Origin of the sequence: Olleya sp. 1-3, from assembly GCF_002836085.1 — a bacterium.
Taxonomy (GTDB): Bacteria; Bacteroidota; Bacteroidia; order Flavobacteriales; family Flavobacteriaceae; genus Olleya; species Olleya namhaensis.
In genome coordinates this window covers 30,123-50,271 of sequence record NZ_PJBW01000004.1, presented here as the reverse complement: position 1 = coordinate 50,271, position 20,149 = coordinate 30,123, and the positions used below count along the sequence as shown (strand labels likewise).

Sequence of the window (20,149 nt, the reverse complement as noted above, 5' to 3'; positions counted from 1 at the left end):
TCTACTACTCTATTCTATCTTTGCACCTAATATCCTGAAACACGTTTAGGATGACAATTTATAGCTAACTTAAATACATCATGTTTAAGTGCTATTTTTTTACAAAACAACATGTCAGAACAAGTCAGAGTGCGTTTTGCACCAAGTCCAACAGGACCTTTACATATTGGAGGCGTACGTACCGCACTTTTTAACTATTTATTTGCTAAAAAGCATAACGGAACATTTGTATTGCGTATTGAAGATACAGATCAAAATCGCTATGTTGAAGGTGCAGAACAATACATAATAGACGCACTTAATTGGTGTAATATTCCTTTTGATGAAGGCCCAGGAAAAAACGAAAAATTTGGACCATACAGACAAAGTGAACGTAAAGAATTATACAAGCAATATGCAGAGCAATTAATAACTAGCGGAAATGCTTATTACGCTTTTGATACGTCAGAAGAGTTAGATTATCACAGAACAGATCATGAGTCTAATGGTAAAACATTTATCTATAATTGGCATAATCGTTTAAAATTAAGCAACTCTTTAGCACTTACGGAAGACCAAGTAAAAGCTAAATTAGATGCTGGAGACGATTTTGTAATTAGATTTAAAAGCCCACAAGACCAAACATTACATTTAAAAGATATTATCCGTGGTGATATTAAGATAGACACTAATGTTTTAGATGATAAAGTATTGTTTAAATCAGATGGTATGCCAACTTATCACTTAGCTAATATTGTGGATGACCATTTAATGGAAATTACACATGTTATACGTGGAGAAGAGTGGTTGCCAAGTTTAGCGTTACACTACCAATTATACACTGCTTTTGGTTGGGATAAACCTCAATTTGCACATTTACCATTAATTTTAAAACCTACTGGTAAAGGTAAATTAAGCAAGCGTGATGGTGATAAATTAGGTTTTCCTGTATTTCCATTAGAGTGGAATCCTGAGTTTGGAGATACTGCTAAAGGATATAAAGAAGAAGGTTACTTTGCAGAAGCTGTTGTTAACTTTTTAGCCTTTTTAGGTTGGAATCCTGGGACAGAACAAGAAATGTTTACTTTAGACCAATTGATTGCTGCTTTTGATTTAGACCGTGTTAATAAAGCAGGAGCACGTTTTGATCCAGACAAAATTAAATGGTTTAACCACCATTATATGCAAGAGCAATCTAATGAAACATTAGCTGAAACGTTTCAGAAAAACCATAAAGAACTAGCCACTATTGATGTAAACTATATTGCATTAGTTGTAGGTTTAGTTAAAGAACGTGCTACGTTTGTTAATGACTTTTGGGACTTAAGTAGTTACTTTTTTGTAGCTCCAAAAAGTTATGACGAAAAAGCCTCTAAAAAAGCATTTAAGGAAGATACAAAGTCTATAATGACTGAGGTATTAGCTGTAGTTTCTAATATTACAGATTTTGAAGTAGAGCCACTTCAAAAAGAAGTAAAAGGATGGATAACCGCTAAAGAAATTGGTTTTGGAAAGGTAATGATGCCTCTACGTTTAGCACTTGTTGGTGCTTTACAAGGACCAGATGTTTTTGACATTATGTTTATGATTGGCAAAAACGAAAGTATAAAACGTATCGAAAAACTTATTGAAACATTATAATACTAAAAAAAGCCATCTAAATTAGATGGCTTTTTTTATATCATTTATAGTTTTATTACAAAGACTTTTATTTTAAAAAGTAATCATACCTGTAAAGGCAAACATACTTTGATGTCCTTTAAAATCTCTACCTAAAGTTTGATTAAAATCAGAATCATTTAAGGCGCCTAAAATATTAGTAAACCCATAAATGTATTGTGCTCTGACTTTAAAAAATCCCATTCCTAAAGTTGCACCAATAGTACCATTTACGTTAAAGTTATTTAAGTCTTTTACAGCACTAGCTCTAACCGTATCAAAATCGGCTAATATAAAATCTTCTTGCTGATCATCACTTAATTCTAGATCACTATTGTATTGTAACATTGGACCAAAATCAATTGTAAAATGAGAGGTTCTAAACGGTTTTGCATGCCATAAAAATTGTACCTGAGCAGTAAAAATTTTATACTCAACATCCTGTGCTGCTAACGTAGAGGCTAAGTCAAAACCTGTTGTACTAATGGTGTTTTCTGATAATTGCATACCATAACTAACATTAAACCATTTTTGAGGTATATCTACAGTTGCCGTCATATTAGCAATCCAACCATCACCTTTTTTGGTGTCAAAATTGTCTGTAATAATGTCAAATTGAGTGAGTCCTCCACCTAGAGAGAATCCGTTTTTTATTTTGTAACTGGTGTGTTGTGCAAAGTTTTTTGTAACAAAACCTATGGTTAGTGCTACTAATAAGATAAGTTGAAGTTTTTTCATTGTAAATTAAGGGCTTTGTCGGCAAATATAACTTAATTTAGTAAACCAAATAAAGTAACCATTAAAACCATGTACACATGTTAAATCCATTTTTAATAGTAGTAATTGTCTTAGGACTGATCATTTTAATTTCATCAGTATTTACCGTAAAACAGCAAACTGCTGCTGTAATAGAACGTTTTGGTAGATTTCAAAGTATTAGACAATCAGGATTACAATTTAAAATTCCAATAGTAGATAAAATTGCAGGAAGATTAAGTTTAAAAATCCAACAATTAGACGTTATTATAGAAACAAAAACTAAAGATGATGTATTTGTACGTCTAAAAGTATCTGTACAATACAAAGTTATTAAAGCTAAAGTAGAAGATGCGTTTTATAAATTAGACTACCCGCATGATCAAATTACATCTTATGTATTTGATGTGGTGCGTGCAGAAGTACCTAAAATGATTCTTGATGATGTGTTTTTACGTAAAGATGATGTTGCCATAGCAGTAAAATCAGAACTTAACGAAGCTATGCTAGATTACGGGTATGACATTATCAAAACGTTAGTTACAGATATTGATCCAGATGCACAAGTAAAAGAAGCAATGAACCGTATTAACGCTGCAGATAGAGAAAAAACTGCTGCACAATACGAAGGAGATGCACAACGTATTTTAATCGTTGAAAAAGCAAAAGCTGAGGCAGAAAGTAAGCGTTTACAAGGTCAAGGTATTGCTGATCAAAGACGTGAGATTGCTAGAGGACTTGAAGAGTCTGTAGAAGTATTAAATAAAGTTGGTATTAACAGTCAAGAAGCCTCTGCTTTAATAGTTGTTACGCAACATTATGATACGTTACAAGCTATTGGTAGTGAAACTAACAGTAACTTAATTTTGTTACCAAACTCGCCACAAGCAGGAAGCAATATGCTAAATGATATGGTTGCTAGTTTTGCAGCAAGTAATGAAATTGGTGAAGCTATGAAACAAGCCAAACTAAATAAAAAGAACTAAAATTATAACTATTATAAAAAGGTTTATTTCAAGGAATAAGCCTTTTTTTATGACCTTTAAAATAATAAAAATGAAAAAATTAGCCTTAATAATAGTATTACTATGTATCAATTTTGGGTTTGCTCAAACAAAAGAAGATGCGTTGAGTGATGCTAAAATTACTAGCGAAGCTACTTTAAAAGAAGATTATAAAACCGTGTTTAAATACACATTACCAAGTGTTATAAAATTAATGGGTGGTGAAGAAGCAGGTCTTAAAATATTAGAAGATACCTTTAGCCAAATGAAAACACAAGGTTTTGTTTTTGAAAAAGCAGAAGTAATTGCGGTGTCAGACATTGTATTTGAACAAGACCAACACAGATGTGTTGTGGAAGGTTTTAATCAAATGGTAATGAATAATATGCGTATAAAATCTAAAAGTTACCTTTTAGGAATTTATAATGAAGACGCTAAACATTGGTATTTTATTGAAGCAAAACAAATTAAAAACAAAGCGTTGTTAGACATGATTCTTCCAAACTTTGAAACTAGCTTAACCATACCAGAAGATGATATGACAACAGAACCAATAACTGAATAATTAGTAAAAAGCCTCAACTTAACATTGAGGCTTTTTTATACCTTAAAAGGATGTCTTTCTTCCCAATTAATACTAGGATTTAAAGTATTTACAATCCGTTTTAATAGTGGGTTTAAAAACGTTGTATTAGTATGTTTCATGTAAATATGCATGGTTTTAGGCTTAGCACCTACAGAGCTTTTAATCTCCATTGCTGTCCTAGCATATACAATTTGAGTGTACTTATTAACAATCCCAAAACTTAGCATATCATATAACATGTTTAAGTATAATTGATGTTTGTATTGATATTCAGAATTGTAACCCAAAAAGTAGGTTTCTAAGTGAGTATCGTTTAAAATTAAAGTGTAAAAGCCCACCAATTGATCATTTAGATAATATCCAAACAGTTTAAACTGGTCATTTAATTCTTTTTTTAAGTTGAAAAAATGCCTGTCGTGTAATAAAAACGAATTTACTTTAGCATTATCAGACACGGTCTTGTACAAACCATAAATTTGATCTGAAGCAGCTTCAATAGCCTCCAAGTTCAATTCTCTATTTGTTATAACAGAGGCTTTTTTAAGTGCTGTTTTATATCTACTTCTATACTTTTTAGTTAATGCAGTTGTATAATCGTTGATCGTAGTCCACTGTTGTGGAATATCAAAAATCATATTAGGTTGGACCTGTACTTTGTATAATGCATTGGCTGTAAATAAAGCAGCTTCTGTATGGAGGACATCCGTTTCAAAATAATCTTTAAAACACACCATTCTAACGGTTTTATTAAGATCCTGCTTAATCTGTATGGATAAGCTATCAATCGCTTTAAAAACCGTCTCTAAATACGTTGTTTGCGTAATAACTGAAGGATTAAAATACAAACCATGTTGACCAGTATGCATTAAATTACCAACAATTAAAGTATTACCTCTCACTACTTTTGCTATAACTGACTTTGTAACGCGTTTTAAGGCATTATCCGACGTGTTTCTAAACACATTGTCAAGATATAACTCCACACGTTGTATAATAGCAATTCCGGCTATATTATTGTCTTTAAAAATAGCTACATAGTTAGTCTCAATATTATCTGGACAGGATACTTCTAACGCCCTTAAAAACGGTGTTTTTAAAAACACGTCACGCGTAGGTAAACCATCCCAAGACAAAGGAAGATCTGAAACTGATTTATAAATTTTAAAGTGTATCAAATGTGTGAATAAAAAGACTGATTATTACTGTATCAGTCTCTATTAATATAAAAAGTTACAAAAGTTAAATGTAACATTAAAAATAAGGACTTATATAATTACCAACTACCACTTGCCCCACCTCCTGAAGAGCGACCGCCACCTCCAGAATAACTACTACTAGAAGACGATGACGATGATCGTGAAGATGAATACGACGATGACGAATAACTAGAAGATCCAGATGATGAGTAGCCTCTTGCAGATCCTGGATTTAATTCGGAATGTAACTTAGCATCACGTTTAAAAAATGAAAATCCAAAGGTCTTATTATACTCGCCTTTTATTTGATAAATAGCAAAATATATTGCTATAAAATGAAAAAGAATAATAACGGATAAGAAAAAGAATAACACGTAAATAAACTCAACGTTGGCCATAAACCTGTTAATATCTTCACCAAAAACAAGGCTAAGCATAAAAAAGAAACCCATTACAATTGGTAGAGAACCAAATAAAAATCCTGCCACAAACAAAAACAGCGTTGTTGGGATATAAAACAGATAAATAAAAATACCTAATTGCCCCGTAAATAAACTTTTAAAAATAAGAATCGCCCTAGTAAACGCCATCTTTAATAACACAAAATAGCCAATAAATACAAAAATTGATAAAAAGCCCGTTAGCAGTAAACCAAAAAATAGTTTCAAAAAAAACACATAAAAGCTATGAACAATCAATAAAGCAATAGCCGCATAGATTAGAAATTTAGTTTTATGATTTTTATATAATGTTTTAAGCTTAAATGTTTTAAAACTCTTTTTAATTATTAGCCTATAATAAGCATAAACACCAATCCAAAAAAAGAAGACTAACAAAATACATGAGACAATTATCTTAGTCATATAATGCACACCATCTGTAGACTTATCTCTGGTAGACACAGCTTCTTCTTTTATACTATTAGCAAACTCATTAGCATAAATAGGATCTTCTATAAGTTTAATAAGCTCTGTTGTCGCTGCATCAATTCCGTCAAAAAAGCGACCCTGCTTAAATAGTGGTGTAATACGTTCTCTAATAATTCTAGACGCAAAAGCATCTGTAATAATAAACTCTAAACCATCTCCTACTTCTATCCTAACCTTTCTGTCATTTGGAGCAATTAATATTAAAATACCATTATCAATACCTTCTTTTCCAAAGTTATTACCGTCTTCATTAAATACAGAATAAGCATAATATTCAATAGTATCTCCATCTAATCCATGAATAGTTAATACTACAATTTCGTGAGACGATTTTGCCTCATAAGACATTAATTTTTGTCTTAAAGACGCTGCTTCTTTATCACTAAAAATAGCCGCATTATCTGTTACCATATCAGAAATGATAGGGTAATCTTGTGCGTTTGTATAGTGTATACAAACTAACAGGAATAACAGTACTATTTTAAAGTGTTTCAATAGAAAAAAATAACCTACCAAATTGTTACATCGGGTAGGTTTTAAATTAGTTATTTATTGTTTTAGCTTCGTTTACTAACAGGTCGCTTTTATCTTCCAACGCTTTGTTAATAAAGTCCTCTATCGCTTCGTTTTTATCTAAGCCATTATCTAATAAAACACCTAAAGATATCATGGTAATTACACGTGTTCCTGTCTTTTTAACAGACGTACCAAAAAGTGGTTCTAAATCTTGATAAGTCACCTCTTTAGCAAGTGCTTGTATTTCGGCTTTAGCCTGATCTTGCTGTTCTGGCTTCATCCTGTCATACTTTTTACCGTAAGATTTGATTTGATCAATAGCAGATCTAGTACTTTTTTGTGGTTGTTTTTGTTGGTTATTATCAGTGTTAGTTTGTGGTTTTTGTTTTGCCCAACTATCACGTAATCCAACTGTTTTATTAAATACTAAAGCTTCCGATTTAGAATCTGTATCTACATTAAAATACCCTAAACGTTGAAACTGAAACTGCTCTCCTACTTTAGATTCTGTTAAACTTGGCTCTACAAATGCTTCAATAATTTTTAAAGATTTAGGATTTATAAATTCCATAAAATCTTTATCCTCATGACTATCTGGTGCTTCGTCTAAAAATAATCTATCGTATTCTCTAACCTCAGCTTTAACTGCATGTTTAATACTTACCCAATGTAATGTTCCTTTAATACGGCGTTCTGTATCGTCAGAATAGGTACAATGTACTTCAGTAATGTTTCCATCTGCATCTTTAACAACACTATCTGCTTTAATAATGTATGCATTTTTAAGACGTACCTCTCCGCCTAGTTTTAATCTAAAAAATTGACTACTTGCTTCTTCTTTAAAGTCCTCTTTTTCTATAAAAATTTCTCTAGAAAAAGGTACTTTTCTAAAACCTGCAGCATCGTCTTCTTGATTATTTTCTGCTTCAAACCATTCTTCTTTATCTTCCGGATAGTTTGTAATTACCACTTTTAAAGGCTCTAAAACCGCCATTACACGTGGTGCTTTTTTATTTAAATCTTCGCGGATACAAAATTCTAAAAGTGCAACATCAATAATATTATCACGTTTTGCTACACCAACTGTATCAATAAATTTTTTGATTGAGTCTGGTGTAAAACCACGACGACGTAACCCAGAAATGGTAGGCATACGTGGATCGTCCCATCCGTTTACAATACCTTCTTCTACCAATTTAAGTAGCTTACGCTTACTCATTATCGTATAACTAAGGTTTAAACGTGCAAACTCACGTTGTTTAGGTTGCATTGGATACGTGTCTTTACCATAAGTATACACTTGCTCTTTAAACCAATCGTAAAGCTCTCTGTGTGGATTAAACTCTAATGAACATAAACTGTGCGAAATTTGCTCTATATAATCACTCTCGCCATGTGTCCAGTCATACATTGGATAGATACACCAATCGTCTCCTGTTCTGTGATGTGCTTTCTTTAAAATACGATACATTAAAGGGTCACGCATTAACATATTTGGATGTTGCATGTCTATTTTAGCACGTAAAATATGTTCTCCTTCGTTAAACTCGCCATTTTTCATACGCATGAAAAGGTCTAAGTTTTCTTCCACAGATCTATCTCTATTAGGACCATCAACACCTGGTTGAGTTGGCGTCCCTTTTTGCTCTGCCATAGCTTCTGAAGATTGAGAATCTACATATGCTTTGCCATCTTTAATTAACTGTACTGCCCAATCAAATAAGATTTGAAAATAATCTGAAGAGTATACCTCGTTAGCCCATTTGTAACCTAACCAAGAAATATCTTCCTTAATAGCATCTACATACTCTTGTTCTTCCTTAGCTGGATTGGTGTCGTCAAAACGCAAATTTACAGGTGCATTATAACGCTCTCCTAAACCAAAACTAATACCGATAGCTTTAGTATGACCAATATGTAAATAACCATTAGGTTCTGGTGGAAATCTAAAACGAAGCTTACTTTGATCTAAACCATTGGTTAAATCTTCTTCTATTATTTGCTCTAAAAAATTAAGCGATTTTTTATCTTCAGACATATATTTTGTGCTTTACTTTAACAGATTATTGGTCAAATACCAATTTAACTATAAGCTGTAAAATTAGTTATTTTTTAGTTGAAATGAATTTAACCACACTTTAAAATTTAGTAAAGTACTATTTTAGGTACTTTTGCTCAAAATTTATAGAAAATGGGTATAATTAAATTAGAAAATATACGTGTAACTGCTTACCATGGATGTTTAAAAGAAGAAACTGCAATTGGAAGTGACTACAAAGTAGATTTAAAAGTAAAAGCGGACTTACAAAAAAGTACAACTTCAGATAAATTAGAAGATACTGTAGATTACGTGTTTTTAAATAAAGTTGTTGTCGAAGAAATGGCAACTCCAAGTGCACTTTTAGAGCATGTTGCTAAGCGTATTTTAGACCGTATTTTCAAAGAAGATACATTAATAACTGTTGCAACTGTAGCTGTAAGTAAAATAAATCCTCCAATTGGTGGTGATGTACAGATGGTTAGCGTCGAATTAACAGAAAAAAGAAAAAACTAACAGAAATAGGGAAAAACAGTAATTATTTTTATATTTGCTGTCCTATTAAGGGTGTCGTGGCCGAGCGGCTAGGCAGTGGTCTGCAACACCATCTACAGCGGTTCGAATCCGCTCGACACCTCAAGAAAGCGTTACTTTATAAGTAGCGCTTTTTTTTATATCGTGTTTTTAGATGAATTTTAAATGATTAAAAGCATGTACACAATAACAATCATTTAAGAATAAAACTTAGATAAAACATTTATTTTTTCTAATTTATGATTGAAAATTATTTAGAGATTGCTTCGTACCTCGCAATGACTATAAGTAATTAATTAAACCAAACCGCATACCGTTGTCTTCTTAACTGTAATGCTAATGCTTCTTCCATTTTTAAAGCTTCAGCTCTAGTACTTATTGGTCCAATGTGATTATATAAGCTGGGTCTTAGATAAGAACCATATTTCTCCACAATGTTTGAGGATAGTTTATGCCCTTTTTTGTTAATGTAACCAGTCTTATGTTGTAAAAACCGTTCTTTAGGTGTTTTGCTAGTCATACCAACATACAAACACTCTAGTACACCGTTAAATTGAGGATTAGCAGCTCTAAACTTAGTATTTTGAGTAAACACTTTTTTAGATAACTCGACAACATAGATATGATATTGTGTTTTAGCCATACAATTATTTTAATCTCTTACAAAGTAATCAACAGTGACTAAAATTGAAGTACTTGTCACCCCAATTACAAATAATAAATTACTGTAAGGCCAATGTTGAATTTTAAATAGCGCGCCTAAAAAAATACAAGCAACAGCAAAAATTGCAAAAGCAATATACACTACTTTTAAAACCCCTTTAATTTTTATGTTACCAAAATTAAGAACACTAGTCCCTTCATTAATAAACCACCAACCAAATAATAGTAATAACATAACATTAAAAAATACAGGAAGTTGATAGAGATGAAATATGGTAATCAGATAGTTAAAACACCACAATACTACTAATGCGAGTTTGACATAATCCATTGTCGATTTTTCTACAATAGGAATAAATCTTAGTGGGTATAAAATCAGAATTCCTAAGATAGAAATTAGCATTAATGTATTAGAATAAGGCCAATGCATTATTTTAAACAACGCACCAATCAATAAAATTGAGATACAAATACGAAGCAGTAAATTAAATTTTTTAGGTTGAATAGTATCCAAGAAGCTATTTTATAAAGGATTAATTTGCTCAAGTTTTTCCTTAAGTTTTTCTTTTTCTTCTGGAAAAAAGCCTTGCGCAAGTAGTAAGATACCAAATCCTAGAATAACAATAGCAATAACTTTTTTGGTTTTAAAAATTAACCTTGGCGTTAATTTATTTTTAAGACGCTTGGCAGCAACAATTTTAAACAAATCAGTAACAAAATAAGCGATTAACATTGTGCTTACAAACACAATCACACCATTTTCTGAAGTTGTAATTTTATTAGCCAAAACTATAAAACCTAACCAACCTAATAACACACCAATGTTAATAAAGTTAAGTAAAAAACCTTTTATAAAAAGCTTACCATAGTCTTTCTGAATTTCAACTTTATGGTATTCTTTTACAATTGATCTAAACGATCTTGATGTTTTTATAAAAGAAATTAACCCATAAACCACTAGTAAAACACCACCAAAGATTATAAAATTTGGATCGTTTTCAATTTTACCAACCAGTTTTTCGGTACTAAAAAATGCAACAACTATAAATAAAACATCAGCTAAAATTACACCTGCATCAAAGATTAATGCACTTCTAGCACCTTTGGTAGCACTAGTTTCTAATAAAACGAAAAAAACAGGTCCTACGGTAAAAGAAAGTATAATACCAAAAGGAATAGCTGCAAGTATGTCGTCGAACATTGATTTTTGTTGAGTTTATTACAAAGTAAAGAAAATATTTAGTTAACACATAGTACAATAGCTACAAATAAAAAAAGCCTCAAATATAATTTGAGGCTTTTTTGATGTAATATAATATACTATTTTACTCGGTATCCTTTACTCTAATTTTACCACCAAATGTTTGTTTTTTAGTTACATTTTTTGGGTTTCCGTATATATCAATAGTTCCACCAGCAGTGATGCGTGCATCTACAGAGTTGCTTGCTTTTACTTCTGCTTCTCCCGCAGCTCTTACTTTTACAGTAGTATTTTTTGTTTCAAAATCACGTCCCTCGTAAATACCGCCTGTATTAAGCGTAATATCCTGAGTGTTGGCTTTACCTCTAGTTTCTATAATTCCGCCAGAAACAGCCCTTACAGTTACTCTATCGACATCTAAGCCAACAATAATAGAAGCACCTTCTTGCGCACGAAGTTCAATACTGCCTTGCGTAATCAACTCATTACCCACAACCTTTGCACCTTCGTTAGCATCAATAAGCTTTATATCTGAGTAATGTACAGCTACAAATGTCTTGGTACCATCAAAACTACGATCCAGTTTCATGCGGACTTTAAGTAAGTTGTTTTTGATAATAATTTCTACATCATCAGCGTTTTCGCCAGTAATCATAACTTTATTTTCGTCAGATTTTACCAGGCTAACTTTAATTAAATCAAAGACTTTAACTTCATTAAAATCGCCAACATTTTTATTTATAGGATTCTGTGCTACTAAAAAAGTAGTGCTTAAAAAGAATACTGCAAGTAATAAATTTTTCATTTTAAAAGGTTTTGTTTTAATAAAGAGCATTCTTTTTATGGAATGTTACAGTTATTAACAATTATTTATCTGTAGCCACAGAAACGGCTGTTCCAGTAACTGAAACATAAAAGTGAGAGCCATTAACAATTTCCATATCTACACTAATACCAACAACTGCATTTGCATTTAAATTACTAGCATTAGTCTGTAATTCTTGAAAAGCGTGTTCTTTAGCTTCATCAATAACGTCTGTAGTTATATTTTTATTTTTCTCAGTCTTAAAAGAAAATTTTGTTTTCATTTCAAAAGACGTTCCAGTAATAATCCCTTTATATTCTACTATTCTAAATCCTTCAATGGAGTTTGTTGTTGTTAATATCATGGTTATTTGTTTATTTATTAGTTGAAAATTTTATTGAAATGTTACAAGTTTTATCTACAACCCTTATTTCTTAATTGGTACCAAAATAGAAAAATTGTACCATAACTTTAAAAGTCCTTGATACAATTTTTCTTTATTTATTATCACATTCATGGTAGTATGAATGTTAGTAGTGTTGATTATAGATTATTCTGAAACTTCTTTAGGTTCGTATTTTCCTATTAAATCAAAATCTAAATGACGTTTTACTAAATCTGCATTTTTTACTTTAACAATTACTTCGTCTCCTAATTGATACATGGTCTTAGTATCACGACCAATAATAGCGTATTGTTCTTGATCAAACTCGTAATAATCACCTTTTACATCTCTGATTCGGACCATACCTTCGCACTTGTTTGAGATAATTTCTATATAAATTCCCCAATCTGTAGCTCCAGAAATAACACCAACAAATTCTTCATCTTGGTGATCTTGCATAAATCTAATCTGCATGTATTTAGTCGAGTCGCGTTCTGCTTTAGTTGCTAAATATTCCATGTTACTAGAATGTTTACACTTCTCTTCATATTCTTCTTGATTAGCACTTTTTCCGCCATCTAAATAACGTTGTAATAATCTGTGTGCCATCACATCAGGATAACGTCTAATTGGAGATGTAAAGTGAGAGTAATCTCCAAATGCCAATCCGTAATGCCCTATATTTTTGGTAGTATACTCCGCTTTAGACATAGTTCTAATAGCTAAAGTATCTACTAAGTTTTGTTCTTTTTTACCTTGTACATCAGATAATAATTGGTTTAAAGAGGCTGCAACACCTGCTTTACTTTTAAAATCTAATTTATGACCAAATCTAGCAGCTACACCTTGTAAAGACGCTAGTTTGCTTTCGTCCGGCTCATCATGCACACGGTATATAAACGTCCTTGGTGGTGTCATTTTTGATACAAATTCCGATACTTTTTTGTTAGCTAGAAGCATAAATTCTTCTATTAACTTGTTAGCATCTTTACTTGTTTTAAAATGTACACCTACTGGGTTAGCGTCTTGATCTAAAGTAAATTTAACCTCTACTTTATCAAAACTAATTGCTCCCGATTGCATACGTTTACCACGCATTTGTTTAGCCAATTCGTCTAATTTTAAAACAGCTTGTGCTATTTCTGGTGTTGTATTATAAGCTTTATCTGTTATAGATACTTCTGCAGGAATGCTAGTATCAATCTTTTCTGGATTAGAAATAGTTTCAGCTTTATTAAACGCAATATTATTTTCTATAATTGCCTGAGCTTCTTCATAAGCAAAACGTGCATCACTGTACGTTACTGTACGACCAAACCATTGGTCTTTAATTTCCGCTTTTTCATTTATTTTAAACACTGCAGAAAACGTATATTTTTCTTCATGTGGACGTAAAGAGCATGCTCCGTTAGATAAAATCTCTGGTAACATAGGTACGACACGATCTACTAAATACACGGATGTTGCACGCTCATAAGCCTCGTCATCTAAAACGGTACCTTCTTTTAAATAATGCGATACATCTGCAATATGGATCCCGATTTCAAATAAACCGTCATCTAAAACGGTAAATGATAAGGCATCATCAAAATCTTTAGCATCTCTTGGATCAATTGTAAAGGTTAAATCTTTACGCATGTCACGACGTTTTGCTATTTCTTCTGGCTGAATTTTTAAATCAATGTTATTAGCATAGGCTTCTACTTCTTCCGGAAACTCATATGGTAAACCATATTCTGCTAAAATGGAATGTATTTCTGTATTATGCTCACCTGCTTTACCTAAAACTTTAATCACACGCCCATTTGGAGAGTCTGCCTTATCTGGCCATTCCTCCATAGTAACAACAACTTTATCACCATCTTCGGCTTTTAAAGTCTTGTTTATCGGTACAAAAATGTCAGTTTTCATTTTATTACCATCTACTACTACAAAAGCAAAGTTTTTCTTTTCGTGGATTTGAATAATACCAACATACTCTGTTTTAGCACGTTTAATAATATTGGTAATCTCACCTTCTAGTTTACCTTGTTTTCTGCGTTTATAAACGTATAATTCTACTTCGTCACCGTTTAATGCTTTGTTAACATTATTAGAGGCTATGTATATATCGTTTTCAAAAGCATCGCAAATAACGTAACCGTTACCACGTTGTGCTGCATCAAAAATACCGATATGATATTCGTTATTAAGTATAGCTTTATACTTTCCGCGTTCTACCTCTTCTATTTCGGCATCAGCCTTAAGTTTAGCAAGCTTTTTTATAATTTGATTTCTACTACTAGCATCATTAACTCCTATTTTGGCAGCAATTTGCTTATAGTTAAAGCTTTGGTTTCTCTCTTTTTTTAAAATACTAAGAATTGTATTTGTAAGGTTGGAAATCTTATTGTTTGAAGGTTTCCTGTGTTTCTTTTTTGTCATGTAATTTGTAATCTATTGAATCTCTAAGTTACTCGAAATTCTGTTATGTTCAAACTTAATACAAGGAGAAGATTGGTTATTAAGTTTATACAAAGCTACGTTTTTAATATTTAACTAATATTAAACTAATATTAAATCTCTTTTTTAGAGTTATCCACATATATACTATATATCATTTATTTTCTTTTAAAATTTTAAAAAAAAATAGTGATTATTATTGCTTGTTAATAGCGGTATAACTTTTTAAGGTTTTGATTTGATTTGTTTACTAAAGCACTCTATTAACAAGTTATTAAAAGGTTAAAGTAATTGATAATAAACAAAATACTTAGGTTATTAACAACTGTTAACAACGTATGTTGACAATGTATTTTTAATAAGTATTTAATTTTTTCATGTTGGTATGTGTCTTTTTTTTAATGATAAGTCTCCAAAAAAAAAGTGCTAACTTTTTTGGTTGTTAATAACCAATTTTGGTTTGGAAAATTATCTGGATAATCCTAACAAAAGTTTTAAAAAACAATCAGATGTTATTAACAAGTAATTAATAATTAAACACGAGTAGTTAACAATTGATTGTAACGTCTTCATTTTTAAAATAAAGGCGAAATTAAATTTTATCAATAAGTTAATACCTATTACTTATTATTACTTGTAATCAATTATTAACTTTGAAACTTTAATAAACAACACACTACTACTATGAAAATATCAATCGGAAACGATCATGCAGGTACAGACTACAAGTTTACAATCCTTAAACATTTAGAATCAAAGGGTTATATTGTTAATAACTATGGAACGGATAAAAATGACAGCGTAGATTATCCAGATTTTGTACACCCAGTTGCAGAAGATGTGGCTAATAATAAAGTTGATTTTGGGATTTTAATTTGTGGTAGCGCCAATGGTGTTGCTATGACTGCTAATAAACATCAAAAAGTTAGAGCTGGTGTTTGTTGGACAAAAGAAATAACAGCGTTAACAAGACAACATAATAATGCTAACATTATATGTATCCCTGCACGTTATACGTCAGTACAACAAGCAGTAGCCATGGTAGATACCTTTTTAGAAACTAAATTTGAAGGTGGACGTCATCAAAACCGTGTTGATAAGATCCCTGTTGGCTGTTAATAATGGGGCATGATCACGTACATAACCATAATCATAACGATCTAAAAGGTCGTAATCTAGTTATATCCATACTTTTAAATATATTAATTACTGTAGCTCAGGTTATTGGAGGATTAGTATCCGGAAGTCTGGCATTGTTAAGTGATGCGTTACATAATTTTAGTGATGTACTCTCTTTAATTGTAAGCTATATAGCTAATAGGTTATCAAAAAAAGAAGCGTCTTTACAAAGGACGTTTGGTTTTAAACGCGCTGAGATTTTAGCAGCTTTTATTAATGCTTCTACCTTAATAATAGTTGCTATTTTGTTAATAATAGAGGCGACCAAGCGTATTCAAGATCCACAAATAGTACAAAGTAACTTAGTTATATGGTTATCTATTTTAGGTATTTTAGCTAATGGTTTTAGTGTCTTGCTATTAAAAAAAGATAGCCAGGCAAATATGAACATGCGTAGTGCTTATTTACACTTATTAACAGACATGTTAGCAAGTGTTGCTGTTTTGATTGGTGGTTTATTAATGAAATTTTATCAGTTATATTGGGTAGATAGTGCATTAACCTTAGCCATAGCTATTTATCTAATTTGGATGGGCTTTGATTTGTTAAAAGAATCTACTAAAGTATTAATGTTATTTACACCAGATACAATACCTATAGATCAGATTGTAAAAGAGATTAACGCTTTCGCGGAAATTAAAAACGTGCACCATATACATGTATGGCAATTAAATGAAAATGAAACTCATTTTGAAGCGCATATAGATTTTGAACATGATATTACATTAACACAGTTTGATAAAATATTACATAAAGTGGAAGATTTATTGCTTAATAAATTTGAAATTAACCATGTTAACATCCAACCAGAATACGGAAAAGATGATGTAAAAGATGTTATTGTACAGGATTAAAAGTATAGACTAATTAGTAAACATGATAGAAATTAAAGTAAAAACCTTTCAAGACTTAACAACACAACAGTTGTATGATATACTGCAATTACGAAGCGAGGTATTTGTGGTTGAGCAAGATTGTGTATATCAAGATATTGATGGTAAAGATCAAAAAGCATTACATGTTATTGGTTTTAAAGATCAGAAAATAGTGGCTTATACACGCCTTTTTAAACCTGGAGATTATTTTGAATTAGCAAGCATTGGACGTGTTATTGTTAGTCAAGCGCAACGACAATATAAGTATGGTTATGATATAATGAATGCGTCTATTGAAGCAGTTAAAACACACTATAATAAAACCGAAATTAAAATTTCTGCACAGTGTTATTTAAAACGTTTTTACGGTAATCTAGGATTTAAAGAAGTTGGTGACGAGTATCTTGAAGATGGTATTCCGCATATTGGGATGATATATAAAAAATAAAAAAACCGCTTCGGCACGAAGCGGTTTTATAGGAAGGTTAACTAACTACTCTAACCTTACTTAGAAATAAGTCTTATTAATAGCTTAACTAAATTTTAGTTAAGCTATTTTTTATTGGAAGGCAAACATACAATACAGTTTGTGTTTATTAAAAGTTCTCTGTTTAATTTTACTTATTTTAGGTTTAAAAGCAAAGCTTAGGATAAGCAGTAATATCTTAGGATTAACGGTTGTATTGGACTGTATATTTAATAACCTTTTTAAGGTGTATTTTATATATATACATAAAAAAAGAGCCCTAAATAGGGCTCTTTTATGATAATCTAAGATTTATGTTTTACTCTGCTTTACCAACATAAGTAATTAAAATTTCTACACGTCTATCCAATTCTGGTGCACCACCTAATGGAAATTTACGACGCATACCAACGTATTTCATTCGTTTTTTATCTACGCCTTTTCGGGCTAAATAATCGTAGATATATTTTGCTCTGGCTATGGATAAATTACGTTTTTTAGTCTTTTTATCTACTGCATCACGACTCATTTGTGTACAACAAACGTGACCCTGAATGGTAAAATAAAGATTCTTTTTATCTAACATTAGCTTGGCTAAATCCTCTAAAGTTTTCTTGGAGTCTGAAGTAACGTAGCTGTAACTAGTCTTAAAATATATTTTATCTAGGGTTATCTTATCCCCTTTTTTTATTGTCCCATTAGCAATATCGTCCGTAGTTTTTGGACCATCTATTATAGGTTGTGCTTCTTCTACTATTTCTACAACTTCAGGCGTTTCTTCAGGCTGCTCTTCTACTATAATTTCAGGTTGTTTTGGCGTAACAATAATTTCTACTTTACGATTTAATCCTCTTATTTTATGGACTTCGTCTTCGTTTAAAACCTTAAGTAAAATTTCTCCTTTACCGTTAACGTTGGTTATTAGATTTTCGTCAATTCCGTAACCAGAAAATAGTTCTTTTATAGTATTTGCTCGGTTTTGTGATAACTCTAAATTATAGTCATTACTACCCCTATCATCTGTAAATCCGTAAATGGATATTTTTTGAATAGGAATACTGTCTAAGTTAGATATAAATAATAGTATGCGATTTTCTTCTGTTAATGGCACGTCATATTCGTCTGTATTAAAGTACACATCATGCTTTAATTCGCTTTGCGAAAAAACCATAGTGGTACTAAACCATATAAAAAGTAATAGGTGTTTCATATCTTTAAACTAGCATTAAATATACCAAAAATTAAATATGTTAAAATTTATTGGTTGTTTTTAGTTTAAATAGCGGTTATACTGAGACGTATTTGCTAAAATTTCGGTTGCTTTTTTTATCTCTTCATTGTTAGTTTTGTAATATTCATACAAACCTTCTCTGTAGACGTAACGTTTAACAATCTCGTCTGTTAATAAGTTAATAAGTAGCTTTTTATTATCCTGTACAGCTTTTGCTTTAGAGTTGTCTAAATTAGTAATTAGTGTTTTATAATCTTTACTAATGTCATCATCTAAATTCTCTGTTTTAGAGACTTCTAATGCTTTTTTAAGTGCCTTTTCTGTTTCTGTTTCAAACTCAAAACCACTAGTGTTTAAATAGCTTTTAAAGGCATTAAAATCTGCATCTGTTAACTTAAAGTTGTTAATATCTTCAATCTTATGATCATAGTAGTATGTTGTAGCAAAGTCAAAGACACTCTGACTGCTTAGAATAGCATCTGTAATTGCTGTATTTTTTGTGACTTCAATTGCTTCGTCAGGAAAAACACCGCCACCATCAAATACTTTTCTACCATTTTTGGTTTTAAAGACGTTGTAATTTTCTTGTTTTACACGGACAGCATTTCCACTATCGTCCCTATTCCAATAATCTAAAGCTTGTATACAACGTCCTGATGGCGTATAATATCTAGAGATAGTTACTTTTAATTGGGTACCGTAAGTCAATTTTTTTGGGCGTTGCACTAGTCCTTTTCCAAAACTTCTAGACCCAACAACTACTGCTCTGTCTAAATCTTGAAGTGTACCAGAAACAATTTCTGAGGCTGATGCACTACGTCCATTTATTAACACTACAACAGGTATGTTAATATCTATTGGTTCTTTTTTTGTGTAATACGTTTTGTTGTATTTTTTGACTTTAGATTTTGTGGTAACTACAAGCTGTCCTTTTGGTACAAATAGGTTAACTACGTTTACGGCTTCGTTTAATAACCCACCTGGATTACCTCTTAGGTCTAAAATAATTTTTTTAGCACCTTGCGCTTTTAAATCTTTTAAAGCATAACCTGTTTGAGAGGATGCTTTGGCATTAAATTTTTGTAATACAATATAACCTGTTTGCTCATCTATCATAGAAAAATGAGGTACTGCATCTATTTCTATTTCTGATCGTGTTACAGAAGTAGTATTTGATTTACCTTGACGTGTGTAGGTTACTTGTAATGCTGAGTTTGGTGCTCCTTTTAAAAGGTTTGAAGCGTCACCATCATAGCCAGCAACAAACACACCATCTATAGCTGTAATTTGATCTCCGGCTTTTAATCCTGCTTTATCTGCAGGGTAATCTTTATAAGGCTCTACAACTACTAATTTATCTTTTAATGTTCTAATACGTGCACCAACACCAGTGTAATCTCCAGTACGACGTATACGTTCTGCTTCTACATCCTGCTCATTATAAAATTTGGTGTACGGATCCAAATCGTTAAGCATATTTTTAATGGCATTATCCATTAACTCAGCTGGATTAGTCTCGTCAACATAGTTCATATTTAACTCTTTAAAAAGCGTTGTAAATATTTCTATTTGCTTAGCAATTTCAAAAAAATCGTTTTTAAAAGAGGATCCTGTAATTAGTATAACAACAGCAAAAACCGGAATTAAAATGCGTCGTTTAAATATGTTTTTCATGGTGTGTGTATTTTATTCAATCTAAAAATAA

The 20,149-nt window shown here is 31.4% G+C and carries 19 protein-coding genes and 1 tRNA gene; 8 read left to right on the top strand and 12 right to left on the bottom strand.

Annotated features, from left to right (window positions below; translation table 11 throughout):
* The first annotated feature begins 111 nt into the window (after positions 1-111).
* Positions 112-1,620, top strand: a complete 1,509-nt coding sequence (gltX, locus tag CXF54_RS05445) for a glutamate--tRNA ligase (RefSeq protein WP_101202757.1) — start codon at positions 112-114, stop codon at positions 1,618-1,620.
* 72 nt (positions 1,621-1,692) lie between these two features.
* On the opposite strand, the gene CXF54_RS05440 is transcribed toward gltX, so the two are convergent.
* Positions 1,693-2,376, bottom strand: coding sequence for a hypothetical protein (locus tag CXF54_RS05440; protein WP_090837104.1), 684 nt, complete (start codon positions 2,374-2,376; stop codon positions 1,693-1,695).
* Positions 2,377-2,453: 77 nt separating this feature from the next.
* On the opposite strand from CXF54_RS05440, the gene CXF54_RS05435 reads away from it, so the two are divergent.
* Both CXF54_RS05435 and CXF54_RS05430 read left to right on the top strand, forming a co-directional pair.
* The gene (locus CXF54_RS05435; RefSeq protein ID WP_101202756.1) at positions 2,454-3,380 is read left to right on the top strand and encodes an SPFH domain-containing protein; all 927 of its coding nucleotides are present in this window, start codon (positions 2,454-2,456) and stop codon (positions 3,378-3,380) included.
* Between the two features lie 70 nt (positions 3,381-3,450).
* On the top strand, positions 3,451-3,963 hold the full coding sequence (locus CXF54_RS05430; protein ID WP_090837100.1) for a hypothetical protein: 513 nt from the start codon (positions 3,451-3,453) through the stop codon (positions 3,961-3,963).
* A gap of 35 nt (positions 3,964-3,998) precedes the next feature.
* Here the strand turns inward: CXF54_RS05430 and CXF54_RS05425 are convergent, their stop codons facing one another.
* From CXF54_RS05425 to CXF54_RS05415, 3 genes are all read right to left on the bottom strand, one after another.
* Positions 3,999-5,159, bottom strand: coding sequence for a GNAT family N-acetyltransferase (locus CXF54_RS05425; protein WP_101202755.1), 1,161 nt, complete (start codon positions 5,157-5,159; stop codon positions 3,999-4,001).
* A gap of 98 nt (positions 5,160-5,257) precedes the next feature.
* On the bottom strand, positions 5,258-6,604 hold the full coding sequence (locus CXF54_RS05420) for a TPM domain-containing protein (RefSeq protein WP_101202754.1): 1,347 nt from the start codon (positions 6,602-6,604) through the stop codon (positions 5,258-5,260).
* A 46-nt stretch (positions 6,605-6,650) separates the two neighbouring features.
* Positions 6,651-8,663: a glutamine--tRNA ligase/YqeY domain fusion protein gene (locus CXF54_RS05415; RefSeq protein ID WP_101202753.1), complete on the bottom strand. Its 2,013-nt coding sequence runs from the start codon at positions 8,661-8,663 to the stop codon at positions 6,651-6,653.
* 153 nt (positions 8,664-8,816) lie between these two features.
* Between CXF54_RS05415 and folB the strand changes: the two genes are divergently transcribed.
* Both folB and CXF54_RS05405 read left to right on the top strand, forming a co-directional pair.
* Positions 8,817-9,179 carry a dihydroneopterin aldolase gene (gene folB, locus CXF54_RS05410; RefSeq protein ID WP_090837092.1) on the top strand — a complete coding sequence of 121 codons (363 nt, stop codon included), beginning with the start codon at positions 8,817-8,819 and terminating at the stop codon, positions 9,177-9,179.
* A 50-nt stretch (positions 9,180-9,229) separates the two neighbouring features.
* A tRNA-Cys gene (locus CXF54_RS05405) sits at positions 9,230-9,300 on the top strand.
* Positions 9,301-9,489: 189 nt separating this feature from the next.
* Here the strand turns inward: CXF54_RS05405 and CXF54_RS05400 are convergent.
* The 6 genes from CXF54_RS05400 to CXF54_RS05375 all read right to left on the bottom strand — a co-directional run bounded on the left by CXF54_RS05400 (position 9,490) and on the right by CXF54_RS05375 (position 14,675).
* Complete coding sequence (locus tag CXF54_RS05400) at positions 9,490-9,840, bottom strand: ribose-5-phosphate isomerase (RefSeq protein ID WP_101202752.1); 351 nt, start codon at positions 9,838-9,840, stop codon at positions 9,490-9,492.
* A 9-nt stretch (positions 9,841-9,849) separates the two neighbouring features.
* Positions 9,850-10,314, bottom strand: coding sequence for a GldL-related protein (locus tag CXF54_RS15700; RefSeq protein ID WP_410503938.1), 465 nt, complete (start codon positions 10,312-10,314; stop codon positions 9,850-9,852).
* A gap of 69 nt (positions 10,315-10,383) precedes the next feature.
* Positions 10,384-11,061, bottom strand: a complete 678-nt coding sequence (locus tag CXF54_RS05390; protein WP_090837085.1) for a LysE family translocator — start codon at positions 11,059-11,061, stop codon at positions 10,384-10,386.
* A gap of 124 nt (positions 11,062-11,185) precedes the next feature.
* On the bottom strand, positions 11,186-11,866 hold the full coding sequence (locus tag CXF54_RS05385; RefSeq protein ID WP_101202750.1) for a head GIN domain-containing protein: 681 nt from the start codon (positions 11,864-11,866) through the stop codon (positions 11,186-11,188).
* Between the two features lie 61 nt (positions 11,867-11,927).
* Positions 11,928-12,230 carry a YbjQ family protein gene (locus CXF54_RS05380; protein ID WP_101202749.1) on the bottom strand — a complete coding sequence of 101 codons (303 nt, stop codon included), beginning with the start codon at positions 12,228-12,230 and terminating at the stop codon, positions 11,928-11,930.
* A 186-nt stretch (positions 12,231-12,416) separates the two neighbouring features.
* Positions 12,417-14,675, bottom strand: coding sequence for a ribonuclease R family protein (locus tag CXF54_RS05375; RefSeq protein WP_101202748.1), 2,259 nt, complete (start codon positions 14,673-14,675; stop codon positions 12,417-12,419).
* Positions 14,676-15,377: 702 nt separating this feature from the next.
* Here CXF54_RS05375 and rpiB point away from each other — a divergent pair.
* The 3 genes from rpiB to CXF54_RS05360 are packed head-to-tail and all read left to right on the top strand — an operon-like array spanning position 15,378 to position 17,195.
* Complete coding sequence (gene rpiB / locus CXF54_RS05370; RefSeq protein WP_101202747.1) at positions 15,378-15,812, top strand: ribose 5-phosphate isomerase B; 435 nt, start codon at positions 15,378-15,380, stop codon at positions 15,810-15,812.
* A gap of 2 nt (positions 15,813-15,814) precedes the next feature.
* Entirely contained in the window at positions 15,815-16,726 is a 912-nt protein-coding gene (locus tag CXF54_RS05365) for a cation diffusion facilitator family transporter (protein ID WP_101202746.1), read from the top strand.
* Positions 16,727-16,748: 22 nt separating this feature from the next.
* On the top strand, positions 16,749-17,195 hold the full coding sequence (locus CXF54_RS05360) for a GNAT family N-acetyltransferase (RefSeq protein ID WP_101202745.1): 447 nt from the start codon (positions 16,749-16,751) through the stop codon (positions 17,193-17,195).
* 337 nt (positions 17,196-17,532) lie between these two features.
* Here the strand turns inward: CXF54_RS05360 and CXF54_RS05355 are convergent, their stop codons facing one another.
* Both CXF54_RS05355 and CXF54_RS05350 read right to left on the bottom strand, forming a co-directional pair.
* The gene (locus CXF54_RS05355; protein WP_101202744.1) at positions 17,533-18,423 is read right to left on the bottom strand and encodes an OmpA family protein; all 891 of its coding nucleotides are present in this window, start codon (positions 18,421-18,423) and stop codon (positions 17,533-17,535) included.
* A 60-nt stretch (positions 18,424-18,483) separates the two neighbouring features.
* The gene (locus tag CXF54_RS05350) at positions 18,484-20,118 is read right to left on the bottom strand and encodes a S41 family peptidase (protein ID WP_101202743.1); all 1,635 of its coding nucleotides are present in this window, start codon (positions 20,116-20,118) and stop codon (positions 18,484-18,486) included.
* Positions 20,119-20,149 lie beyond the last annotated feature (31 nt).

What these genes read in the sequence shown, in the direction of transcription:
- CXF54_RS05415 (WP_101202753.1), bottom strand. Translation starts at nt 8,663, where the DNA reads ATGTCTGAAGATAAAAAATCGCTTAATTTTTTAGAGCAAATAATAGAA.
- CXF54_RS05380 (WP_101202749.1), bottom strand. Translation starts at nt 12,230, where the DNA reads ATGATATTAACAACAACAAACTCCATTGAAGGATTTAGAATAGTAGAA.
- CXF54_RS05390 (WP_090837085.1), bottom strand. Translation starts at nt 11,061, where the DNA reads ATGTTCGACGACATACTTGCAGCTATTCCTTTTGGTATTATACTTTCT.
- CXF54_RS05375 (WP_101202748.1), bottom strand. Translation starts at nt 14,675, where the DNA reads ATGACAAAAAAGAAACACAGGAAACCTTCAAACAATAAGATTTCCAAC.
- CXF54_RS05435 (WP_101202756.1), top strand. Translation starts at nt 2,454, where the DNA reads ATGTTAAATCCATTTTTAATAGTAGTAATTGTCTTAGGACTGATCATT.
- CXF54_RS05400 (WP_101202752.1), bottom strand. Translation starts at nt 9,840, where the DNA reads ATGGCTAAAACACAATATCATATCTATGTTGTCGAGTTATCTAAAAAA.
- CXF54_RS05385 (WP_101202750.1), bottom strand. Translation starts at nt 11,866, where the DNA reads ATGAAAAATTTATTACTTGCAGTATTCTTTTTAAGCACTACTTTTTTA.
- CXF54_RS05430 (WP_090837100.1), top strand. Translation starts at nt 3,451, where the DNA reads ATGAAAAAATTAGCCTTAATAATAGTATTACTATGTATCAATTTTGGG.
- CXF54_RS05365 (WP_101202746.1), top strand. Translation starts at nt 15,815, where the DNA reads ATGGGGCATGATCACGTACATAACCATAATCATAACGATCTAAAAGGT.
- CXF54_RS05360 (WP_101202745.1), top strand. Translation starts at nt 16,749, where the DNA reads ATGATAGAAATTAAAGTAAAAACCTTTCAAGACTTAACAACACAACAG.
- CXF54_RS05350 (WP_101202743.1), bottom strand. Translation starts at nt 20,118, where the DNA reads ATGAAAAACATATTTAAACGACGCATTTTAATTCCGGTTTTTGCTGTT.
- CXF54_RS05355 (WP_101202744.1), bottom strand. Translation starts at nt 18,423, where the DNA reads ATGAAACACCTATTACTTTTTATATGGTTTAGTACCACTATGGTTTTT.
- rpiB (WP_101202747.1), top strand. Translation starts at nt 15,378, where the DNA reads ATGAAAATATCAATCGGAAACGATCATGCAGGTACAGACTACAAGTTT.
- gltX (WP_101202757.1), top strand. Translation starts at nt 112, where the DNA reads ATGTCAGAACAAGTCAGAGTGCGTTTTGCACCAAGTCCAACAGGACCT.
- folB (WP_090837092.1), top strand. Translation starts at nt 8,817, where the DNA reads ATGGGTATAATTAAATTAGAAAATATACGTGTAACTGCTTACCATGGA.
- CXF54_RS05440 (WP_090837104.1), bottom strand. Translation starts at nt 2,376, where the DNA reads ATGAAAAAACTTCAACTTATCTTATTAGTAGCACTAACCATAGGTTTT.